This window comes from Rhodococcus sp. P3_B8, from assembly GCF_056402775.1.
On record NZ_JBFUGT010000224.1, the window covers coordinates 1 to 10,766 of the forward strand.

5 protein-coding genes and 2 pseudogenes are annotated in these 10,766 nt (G+C 62.1%); 1 reads left to right on the forward strand and 6 read right to left on the reverse strand.

Annotation, left to right across the window (positions count from 1 at the left end; all coding sequences use genetic code 11):
* The 4 genes and pseudogenes from AC1D1G_RS34430 to AC1D1G_RS34445 form a co-directional block, all read right to left on the reverse strand.
* Positions 1-951 (reverse strand): annotated as a pseudogene (locus AC1D1G_RS34430) (hypothetical protein); the annotation flags it as partial.
* 21 nt (positions 952-972) lie between these two features.
* Positions 973-1,119: a hypothetical protein gene (locus tag AC1D1G_RS34435; RefSeq protein WP_016880599.1), complete on the reverse strand. Its 147-nt coding sequence runs from the start codon at positions 1,117-1,119 to the stop codon at positions 973-975.
* Positions 1,120-1,376: 257 nt separating this feature from the next.
* Positions 1,377-2,285: a hypothetical protein gene (locus AC1D1G_RS34440; RefSeq protein WP_477955584.1), complete on the reverse strand. Its 909-nt coding sequence runs from the start codon at positions 2,283-2,285 to the stop codon at positions 1,377-1,379.
* A 32-nt stretch (positions 2,286-2,317) separates the two neighbouring features.
* Positions 2,318-2,500, reverse strand: coding sequence for a hypothetical protein (locus tag AC1D1G_RS34445; RefSeq protein WP_477955586.1), 183 nt, complete (start codon positions 2,498-2,500; stop codon positions 2,318-2,320).
* 4,115 nt (positions 2,501-6,615) lie between these two features.
* Here AC1D1G_RS34445 and AC1D1G_RS34450 point away from each other — a divergent pair.
* On the forward strand, positions 6,616-6,843 hold the full coding sequence (locus AC1D1G_RS34450; protein ID WP_005262432.1) for a hypothetical protein: 228 nt from the start codon (positions 6,616-6,618) through the stop codon (positions 6,841-6,843).
* 1,535 nt (positions 6,844-8,378) lie between these two features.
* Here AC1D1G_RS34450 and AC1D1G_RS34455 read toward each other — a convergent pair.
* On the reverse strand, positions 8,379-8,549 hold the full coding sequence (locus AC1D1G_RS34455; RefSeq protein WP_317571566.1) for a hypothetical protein: 171 nt from the start codon (positions 8,547-8,549) through the stop codon (positions 8,379-8,381).
* Positions 8,550-8,883: 334 nt separating this feature from the next.
* A pseudogene (locus AC1D1G_RS34460) lies at positions 8,884-9,913 on the reverse strand (transposase).
* Positions 9,914-10,766: the final 853 nt, after the last annotated feature.

Sequence of the window (10,766 nt, forward strand, 5' to 3'; positions counted from 1 at the left end):
TACACCGTCGAGATCCTCCGSGTCGGGCACTCGGACCCAGCCGACCGCGGGTTCGAGCTCCTTGCGGGGAGCACCATCGAGCGGTGGTACCGGGCCGGCGGTCGCCACCACAATGCCCTTCCCCGATCGGGTGCGTTCGCGCTTGATCTTGTCGAGGATCGCGGCGCCGGTGCGSGCCGGTGTCGGCCCGGGCAGTACGCCGAGGTGTTTCGCGGACCACGCCAACCGKCGRCCSARYTCRCGSGCGGCYGGCAGGTCGTCGTCGGGGAGATACGTTCCGGCSGTSGGTGAGCCGAGRATGCCCATCTCACCGACCCGGTTGTTCCAGCCGAAGTCCTTGTTCCAGTACGTCCACACGTACGGTTCGATCACCACATCGACCATGGAGGTGAACTTGCCGATGCTGCGGGACAGGTGCACCACGTGTCCCGGATCGCCGCGCAACTCCCACCCRGCGCTGAGCATCGGGGTGAGGGCGGCCTGCAGGACCGCGGTCAGCTCGGACGCGGCGCGGGTGCGCAGTGCCTCCATGTCGTCGAAGTCCTCTTCGTTGCCCGGGTCGATCACCCACCCCAACGCCTCGCACGCGCCCTGGCCGACGATCCACACCTGCGGCGGCGCACCCAACGGCTTCAAGGAAGCCCAGCGAACCAGTTTGTCGAGCTTCTCCACCGAATCGACCGGACCGGTCAACTCCCGCCCGGACGGTGTGTACGTTCCCGCGGCGGTCACGATCAGCGCATGCTCATCCGCCTCGACACCCACCGGCAGGCTCTCCCACGGCGGCGGGTTGGTTGTGTCACGATCATCCTCGGCAGGTTGCGCGGTCGAGATTTCTTCGGCGCCGTCCGACTGTTCGTCGGAGATGGATTCGGGGGGAACAACATCTTCGTCCACTTCTGAAGTGGCGTCATCGAATTCGAACAGCGCGTACTGGTCCTCACCCGTCATCGATCGCCCTCCCCGGTTCATCTATTCGACGATCTCGCCGTTTGAGTCGATGTTGGGAACGCCGTGGCGCGCGAAGAGTTCCTGCAGCGCGACATCGACGACATTGGTGACCGTGTACTCGTAGTGCTTGGTGAACCACTTCAGGCGCCGAGCAGTGCTCGCCGGCACGCGAGTATTCAGGGCCTCCTTGTCCTCTCGCGATAAGGGCTCCAGCGTGGCGGCAACAGGAGGTGTAGTCGCCTTCCCTCCGGGAGGGGAGTCTTGGGTGGCAGGCGACAGCACGGGTGGCATGTACGCGCCCTCGGGCCTCTGAGAACCACGGGGATTGGGCATCGAGAGTTGTCCTTTCCGCGTTGAGGTGTACCGACCAGGCCACTGAGTCATCGGTCTCGGTTACCACGGCGAGCAACTACTGCTCGTGGCCATCAACCTACGTGCTTGCATTCTTGCTCGCAACCATGCGAGCAAGAATGCAAGCAGACTGCGGACAGCCAGCCCTTCGCAGTTGGTCGGCGGTTACCCGAGGGCAGTCCAGTGCCATTTCGCATCGGTGACGGGCGAGGTGGCGGTCGGACCAGATTCACTTCTGAATTCAGGTCAGGTCGCTGGTAGTAGCACCGGTGTGCGACGGGATGGGTGCATGTACGGCGGCGCAACCCCATCCACCCTTTCCCACCCATACGGACCTTTTCCCCGTGGTGCAGGCAGACAGCGGGGATAGTGCGGCCGAGGCTGCCGTCCGGATGCAGGTGCGCGAACGCCCACGAATCGGCGGCTGGGTGTTCGATGAGCTCCCAGGACAAGACGTGGCCGTGCCCGCTGCCGCACTTCTTCCCGATCGAGATGATGGGTTCGAGCAGTGCGGCGACTGCAGCCGGGTCGCCGACCGCACGCCACACCAAGGTGCGGCACACCGTGAGCGGGAGCGGCATCACCCGGGAGCGGTAGCGTCCCTGCCGTTCGGACACCTGCGACGGCAACTCGACCGCCATCTGACTCAGGGCCTGTTGGTCGGGGCGGGCGGACCAGTACTGCACGTGCGGGCCTGGCACCTCGTCCTCCAGGTAGGCGAATGTCGCTGCCCAATGCCACCGGTCGGCGCCGTCGCCGGGGCAGCGGGCCAGCGGCAGCTCCAGATCCTCCGGAACGGTATCGATACGGTAGGGCGGATAGTCGGTGCCCGCATCCCTGGAAACAGCCTTCATGTTCTCGCGGATCTCCGAGGCGAGGAGGCCGTCGAGGCTGGTTCCCCACGGCACCGCGTGTGCGACGCCGGCGGCCATTTTGGCCCGGATGACGAGCGGCACCATCCCGGCAGCGGCGTGGAGGGTCATGCGGGGAGCGAGACAGGGTTTCCAGGGCCTCATCACGCCGGGAGGCGACGATCTCCCGCCAATCGACCACCGGGCCACCTCTGGCGGGGGGCGGCAAGTGCGGTGGCGATCTGGCCGTGCCAGCTCCCCGTGCGCCCGCCGAGCCATCCGGTGCGGGTGAACTCGGCCAGGACGTCGGCGGTGAAGGCGTGGTCGAGGTCAGAGCCTCGGTTCACCGCGTGCGTCATCTGGCGACCAAACCATCAACAACGTTCACGTGCGGGTCACCATACACGCCGGATAGCCGTCACCGTTTCGAAAGATCTCGCGGACCGAAACCGCCGCGGTGTGGGCCGAGCTCCAATCTGGCGCCGAAAATGCAGCGGCCCAGCCGCTCTCGTGGACATTGGTCGATTAACGCCTCGGCTGTCGCGGCCTCAATCGTCGACCACTCGTGGGGTTGATCGGCGATGCTCCACCGGCGATCGTGCCGGTAGCAGGGCCTGGATCTCCTGCGCTCTCACAGACAGATCCGAGTCTCGGTCAGCGGATCAGGCCATCCGCTTCTTGTATGCCTCCTGCGAAGGGCGTCGGCTGTGTGTGGCCGTAACGCCGAGAGCGCTTTGCAGATCGTCATTCTTTGCATTCACCCGGTTGGTCATTCTGATCTTCGTCGCGCGACCGAGGGTCAGCCTGGGCCGAAGAACGTGAGGATGCCGTTGCTGCGACCACCGCGCGTTCCTTCTGCGTGTAACTGAGAGCGATCGAGTTGCGAGAGCACGAAAGTGATTGGTCTGCAAAAACGTTCGTGGACGTGGCTTTGAACTGCAGAAGCCACTCGGCCTACAGGCGGTCAGCTGTCAATTGGTTCACCATGCTCGGCTGGGTTCCGGATGCGCGACGAGCCGTCTGTGAGCGCCCAAGAAATCGTGCGTGGCGTACGACACACTCTTGGGGATCGGCGGTTTCGGCATCATACGATCTGGATTGCACCGGCTGACCCGATGTGCAGGCCGCTGGTGTCGCAACACCGTGAGTTGAATCCTGTTCAGCCAGTACGGTTCGCGCTGCTTGACCGATCCTCGACTGCCGGTGTCGCGGCCCCGCCGTCCGCCAGCTCCGGCGGGGTTCCGCGTGGTTCGACTTCGAAGCGGCTCGATTCGGCCACGGTGCGACGCGGTGACGCCAACGAGCCCATCCGCATCCGATGCGTGAACTCTGGCAACGTCCAAAGCTACAGCCTCACGGTGATCGGCGGGTGCGGAGCACGGGTTCTTCGTCGTCGAATTTCATTGCAGTAGAAGTGTTTTGAATCGTTCTCAACGCGACTACCTCAGCGCGCACTTGGTCGATCATATATAACCGGCGACCAGACGGACACGTAAATCTTCATTCGCGCGACTCCTGACCTGCCCGATTTCCGTCTGCAAGGGCTAGGGTCGTCGCCCCGACATGCAATTTGCTCACGAAGGCCCGGCAATTGCCTCAGTCCCCGACAGTCTCTCTTTGGTCGCACACGTGGTCCACCATCTGCACGTTCATAACGAAGCGGGAAGTGTCGGACCCGTATTGAACATCTCAACCAGATTGGCTTTCTCACGACGTTGCGCATCCACCCGCATCTTCGGGTGATGCACCGTGCATCACCCGAAGGCAGTTCCGAGGAAGTTGCGAAGGTCCCCGTGCAGTAGGCGTAGACCTCTGCATCGAGCCGTTCCGGTACATTGCCGAGAAACTCGATACGTTGTGGAATACATGCCGAGGTACGTGCCCTCCGTAAGATCGTTGGGCGTTCGCTCGATACCCGGTCAATCCTGCAATCTGGAGAGGAAGGCGGGCTGCCTCTCCTGCCCGACACCATTCTCCAAAACCTCGGATGCTTACCCGGATCCGGTTCACCTCGCACCGAAGCAGTTCTGCACCCAGCATCGAGTGCCCCGGATGGCGCAGGCCGGTCGGGCACCGCCCCCAACCGGCCTCATTTCCGACGGAGGCGGGCCACACAGGTAGTGGATCACTGACGGCCGCTCCAACAGGAATCGGGCACTTCCCACGAATTCCACACCATGCAGCCAACGTCCGTACCCGGCCGGCTCGCTCGGAGCACCATAACGATGACACGGGCCGCATCCGGTTCCGGCGAAGACGGTTAGCATTCTTCGCCGCCCATTACGGCGAGGCACGAGCGACGTTGACTGGAACTAGCCCAGCTACCGAGCATCCGGCCTCGCAGCGCTGATCGAGCCGAAGTCGAGCACCCCGTCGATAAATGGAATGTCCAGGCTTGGAGCACAAGGAAGGCGTGACCACACGCTGAGGCGTATCCAACCGACGACGCGTGTTCAGTGACCTCATGGTCCCTGCTCCGTCGAAACGGTCGTCACCCCCTCGCGAAATCACGGCAACTCACCAATCCATCGCATCGGAGTCGCAACACTACGACACCCTGAGGATGGACCCAACTCAGGTGATGCACCGTGCATCACCTAAGGCGTACACCACCCCGGCCCGGGTCAGGTCGATCCACCTGATCGACGCGAGGTCCACACGTACCCGTGATGCACTGTGCATCACCGCAGTGAAGTCGCGGTCAGGCCAGCTCATCGCCTGCTTGACCGATACGCGCGCGGGTTTGTTGTCGATGCCCTCGGTGATGCACGGTGCATTACCGAGGGCGTGACACAACCGGTTCCAAGCCGCAAGTGGATGTGACGGCGAAAGGTCTCGGCACCGGGCGAGGTGGGCTGGGCACCCCACCGGTGATGCACGGTGCATCACCGCGGTGGAGTCGCGGTCGCGCTGGCTCGTCGCCTGCTCGACCGATGCGCGCCAGTCCGTTCGTTGTCGGTGCTTTCGGTGATGCACGGTGCATCACCTGACGTCCGGGTGATGCACCGTGCATCATCATCTATTCCCCATTGGGACCAAGACCGGTGCACCAACATTCGCTGCGGCGCGCAATTCGTCGCAGAGAAGGGGTCGGCGTCACTATCTTCGGCCTCCGGCAGGCCTAAATGCTGAACTGACCAAAGATGCAACCCGTCGAGATCTGGATGTTGACGAAGTTGCGCGAGTAGTGGCGCGAGTAACGAATCCGGGACTGCCCAACCGCCTTTGACCACGCGATCACGTCTTCGTATCGCCTCTAACCGCACCGCCCCAGCTACTGTTGCGTATCGTTCCGTCAGCTAGCGGCGCTCCCGCCCGAAGCGATAGTCGGCCGGTCACCGACAATCCCGACAACTTCCTGTGCCGCCAGATTGCATGTCTCACAATTTGCCGTCGGTCGGGGGGTGAATACATTCTTGTCCACGCGAGTTCCCCGTCTCTTGACTGGATAATTCGGCGGACGACTGAATCGTGAGGTATCGAACTTGCGTCGTGCATTTGTGCTCGGGTCGCCAGTGATCATTTCGCAGATACTCGTTGCCCCGGCCCAGGCCGACGAGGACCCGACGAGCCCAACCACCTTGACGGCAATGCTTGCTGCGTGAAGTGCAATCCGCGTCTCTGGCGTTGGGGGCTCAACAGTATTGGGCACGAGACATCGCGGATGGTTCGCTCGTCTAAATAGTAGCCGTCCCGATATAAGTCAGGATCGCGTAGACCTGAACGTCAAGATGGTCGAGAGCCGAACCCGCGTCGATCATGATGACCATGAGATGGCCGCGGCTCACATGGTTGAGAGGCCGGCAAAGATTCTCGGTGAGTTGCGGCGTTCATCGTGCGCATTTCCACTACTTCGTCCCAAGTGGGTCTGTGTAGCGCGTCGGCAGAAGGCAAATTGGGATGTCGGTGTCACCCGCCTGATTGAAGCTCGTCGAGGCGAGGTGACTCATTTCGATGGCGCCACAGAATTCAACTCGTGCGAGGAACCCTTGGCAGTCGGGCTGTGATTCGTCCCAACGATTCCACGTCTCGCTCAAATTGCTTTCTCTCTATTTCGCTGACACGCCGATAACGGATGGGCCAGAAGTCCTGCAAAGAGGTCGAATTTGCGGATATTGCGACGTCAGAGATTCGTCTATGGGGAGAGTCGGTGACATCCGTGGTGGGAAGGTGTTGTGAGCGGCTCTCGATCTCTTGTTGTCGCGAAGCAGTGTAATTGTACGTAAATCGCTGTACCACACAGATTTTGATTCATCACGTGACGTTTCTTGGGTGGTGTGATTGCCTACGGTCGAACCGCAAGATTTGATCAAATATTTCTTCAGTAGGCAGGGTGGCGATCGCATACGATTCGGAGCCAGATTCACGCCTGGAGGAGGTTCCGACGCGTCATTTTCGAGTTTTATTTAACTCGGCGTGTCGCTGCGCGGTTTAGTTAAACCCAAAGAGCAGGATTTAAGACATGACAACTCGGAAAAGTCGGGGCGGGCGCCCAGCCCGCGACGTCGCCGTTCGCCATATCGGGGTTGAGTTCCCCGCGGAGATCGCCGACCGGATTCTCGCACCGGTTGACGATGGTCGTGTGAAGACAATCACCGATCGAATGATCGCGCTTGTTCAGCTGGCACTCGAGAACGAGCCAGCGATTCCGGCGCAAGCCAGACAGGAAGAGTTGCCAATGACGGGCTGAACAGAGCCCAAAAAAGGCGAAACCCCCCTTCGCTCGCCAGCTCCGGGGGTTCCGCTCGTCGTACAAACCGCCACGCAAGGGAGGAGGTCTGCCTTCTATGAGTATAGGACGCGCGATTCGTCGTGCGCACGCGACACGACGTGATATCGGTGTCCGCAACGTCTCATCTCAGCGCCAACGTGACAATCCCGTGTACGCAGACCTCATGTCGCCGGCCCTTCCGGCGTTCACGCATGCCGTGAGGGGGTGTCGATTCCACTAGCGAAAACGTCGGTGGGTCCCACCGTTTCCGGATGAGACCCACCGCCCATATTTGGCCGTTCCAACACGACCGCTCCTGTGATTGGCAGTCCCGCGAGCAGTCGTGTCGATACCGTGCGCTCTTGTCAGGGTAAGCCATGTCCTGCTGGTGATGCCAGCGACTCACGGCAACAACCTGGTTAAGGGCGCGTGAAAGGCGCGTCATGCACCCCAATTCTGCGGCTCAAGCGGCCGCATCTTCCGTCGACCATGCTCAGATCACCCCTGTTGGCGAGGTTTCTACGACCAACGACCCAGAATGGGACGCTCTCGTCTCGGCCGCTGTCGAGCGGGTCAATGAAATCGAGCGACTCAACGCAGAGAGCGAGCAGCGTGGCCGGTCCTGGTCGTTACCCGTCGATCCCGGCCGACAAGCCTCAACACCAGCATGGACCGGACGAACTGCCTGGCAGCTCCAGGTCCGCAATGTGTTGAACTCCACCACCGGACGTGACGTTTGCCGGCGATTCAAGGTGAGCACAGAGTTTGTCTTCGCCGTGGCCGTAACCATGGCCTCGTTCGCAGAGCGGTCAACGGGCCGGCGCGTATGCGCCGCGCGGGACACGATCGCCCACCGCAGCGGAGTCAGCGTGTCAGTTGTAAAACGCGCGAGAAGGGCACTTCAGACACTTTCTGTCGCCCGCGAGATGGTACGAGGGAGGTACCTGAGAGCTGACGAATCGTATGCTGCTGAATCTCATCACGGGCGGATTCAACGTCGTGCGGCGTCAGTTTGGGCGCTGACATCACCGAAATCCCTGGTCATAGCCGCTGGACGCGCGGGGAAAAAGCTCTCCAAGAAGGTCCGACGCTCAAAGAATGCGGCTCGCTCGAGTTATCCCCAATTGCTCGCTCGTGGCCCCCTATCCCCTTCCAGGGGATTTAAGTTGTTATCTCTTGTTAGAGAGTTATCACCAAAACGCGCGCAAGCGCGCGCGGGCCAGCAATCTAAGAATCCTAAGTCCCTGGCACAGCAACCTCGACCGATCGGCCTGCAGCGCACAGCCGCAGAGCTGCTCGTTCATGCACCAGCATTCGAATCGGCTGGGCACATTGGGGCAATCTGCGAAGTCCTTGCGAGTGCCGGCGTTGATGGGAATCGCTGGTCCGGGCGTGACATCGCCGCTGAGCTCACGCGCGATACCCAACAGCGGGGCTGGATTTGGCCGCAACATATCGAGAGGCCTGTTGGATACCTCCGGTGGCGGTTGACTCAGATCGATTGGTCCCGTCCCTCACCATCTGAGATGGCCCAAAAAGCGGCCCAGGAAGCCCGTCAGCGCATCGCTGACCGCGACGCGCGTCTCGGTTGCCGTGATCACGTCGTGGCGACTCCTGGCCACCGTGAGCGGTGCAAACAAGCCCTTAATTCGAAGCTGTTTGAGCGTCGAAAGGCTGATGCGCATACCTGAACACTGATGATCGACTTAGGCAGAGGCCGATGGCCAGTTCTGGGGCAGCCAATTCGCGAAGGGTCCTGGGTGCAGGTACATGCGCTGCGTAGGCGATGGTTTAGGGCGTCATGGTCCCTCAGCGAATGGCGATCGCTGTGGCCGAGCGTGATTTTGCAGTCCAAGTGCATGGGCCCACTCCTGCACTGCGCGTCAGAGCTTGGCGCCGGGCGCAACCGTCGCCGGGCCGGTGGCCGGTTTGTATTGCCGTGTCTAGTTGCGTCCTTGGTCCATCGTTCGTCTAACCGGGTCAAGTCCCGGGGCGTGGTGTACGAAGGTTGTTGTGTGCCTACTCGTTGGTGAGCAAGGCAGTCAAGGCCGGTGTCACCTCCTCGTGAACTCGCTGGTGCTGTCGGTGGGATGTCGCTGCGGGAGCGGGCCAGCGCGTTCAGGCTGAGATAGCGGCGCTCTTCGATCCACTCGTCGTGTTATTCGGCGAGGACCGCTCCGACGAGCCGAATCCGGGCGGTGCGGTCGGGGAAGATTGCAACCACATCGGTTGTCCGGCGGAGTTCCTTATGGAGGTCCTCCTGCGGATTGTTCGTCCAGATCTGCTCGGGGAATCCGGTGAACGTGCCAACAGGTCCGGCCGGCGTCGAGGTGATCGGCGACCTTCGGCAGCTTCTCGGCGGCGGCACCTCGGTCACAAAGCGCTCGGAAGGGTAGCGCCGATCGCAACCACCGGGACGGCGTGCGCGTCGGAGGTCACCAATCGCACCCCGGGACAAGCCGCGGGCGACCAGGGACCGGCAGAACGCCAGCCGCCCGGCCCCGTCCTCGGGCTAGGTCACATCCACGACCAGGGTATGCACGTTGACCACCCGCTCGTTCTCCCGCACCGTGAGCACCAGTGCGTCGGCGGCGACAAACGTGTTAAGCCCGCCATCGAGTGGCTGGCTGCGGAACGCCTCGACCTGGGTGTCGAGGTCCTCGGCCATGACCGATACCTGCGACTTCGACAGCGAGGTGGTGCCCAGCGTGTCGACGAGCCGCTCCGTCCGCCGGGTGGAGACGCCGAGCAGGTAGCAAGTGACAATCACGGTGGCCTGTGCCTTTCGGCGCTCTTGCGGCGCCGCAGCAACCAGATGCTCCGGGAAGTACGAACCGGATCGCAGCTTGAGGATCGCTACTCGAGGGTGTCGAAGCCGTGGTGCAGGTAGCCGTTCCGGCTGTTGCCGCGCTCGTCGGAGCGTTGTTCCGTAGTCGGCGCCGCACCGTGCGTCGGCCTCATCAGGATGTGGATGAACCGTCAGTAGCTAGTGCAGCAGGTCGGGGGTTGCGCCGGCGAGTTGGTCCGTCCGGATCTGCTGGAGGTCGATATCGTGGGCCCATGCACCTGGCTACGACAGGCCGGTCAGACGCGGAACCGATCGGTCTGCGGCCGACGAGCGCGGTGGCGGACACAGACCGCCGTCTTGACCCAAGTCACGTGCACCCGTAAACGTTTCGTCCCATGACCTACCCGGAGTTTTGCGGTGGCGTCGAGACGCGTCGGCTGGCACTCCCGAGCCGGACTTTCAACCGGTGAGTGGATGCATAAGCCGACCGGTACCCGGTCAAATCGCTAGAAAAATCAACGGCCTCAGTCATGTTCGATTGCCATCCGGCGATCCTGGACTAGCGGTTGACGGCGCTGGATGTGCGACGGCTGGGCGAGTCGACTGGAACTCGCTCAAGCCCTCGGATTTGTGGTCTCAAGCCCTGGAGCCGACCGCATCGGGGTGATGCACCGTGCATCACCCCGATGGATTGATCAGACGAGGTCGGGGGTGATCAGGCGGAGATGGAGGGGACGTTGACTGAAGGGATCACCCAACTTCCCGTCGGGTTGGTCTAGCGGGAAGGCTGACCCGTGCGCCAGGGTGCTTCACCGCTCGACGGATCACGAGACGTTTGCACGCAGTATTAGAAATTTGGCCTCGCCTGTTGGATTGTGACAGGCGAGGCGGGTCGCCGCGTCATGATGGTTGGCGCTCAGTCCGAGCGTTCGGGACAGAAACGAATTCGACTGGGCGGCAGACCGTGATCCACAACCTGATCGCCATATCTTACCCAGGGCCGGGTAGGGAAGGTGTACTGAGCACTCCATAAAGCCCCGGCCAGATGGACAGCATTCGGTCAGTCAGCGGCACATTGGACGAAGGCGGTCGTGGGTGATGCACCGTGCATCAC

Bases quoted from the DNA above. Each gene is read 5' to 3' on its own strand.
- AC1D1G_RS34440 (WP_477955584.1), bottom strand. From the start codon at position 2,285: ATGACCCTCCACGCCGCTGCCGGGATGGTGCCGCTCGTCATCCGGGCC.
- AC1D1G_RS34450 (WP_005262432.1), top strand. From the start codon at position 6,616: ATGACAACTCGGAAAAGTCGGGGCGGGCGCCCAGCCCGCGACGTCGCC.
- AC1D1G_RS34455 (WP_317571566.1), bottom strand. From the start codon at position 8,549: ATGCGCATCAGCCTTTCGACGCTCAAACAGCTTCGAATTAAGGGCTTG.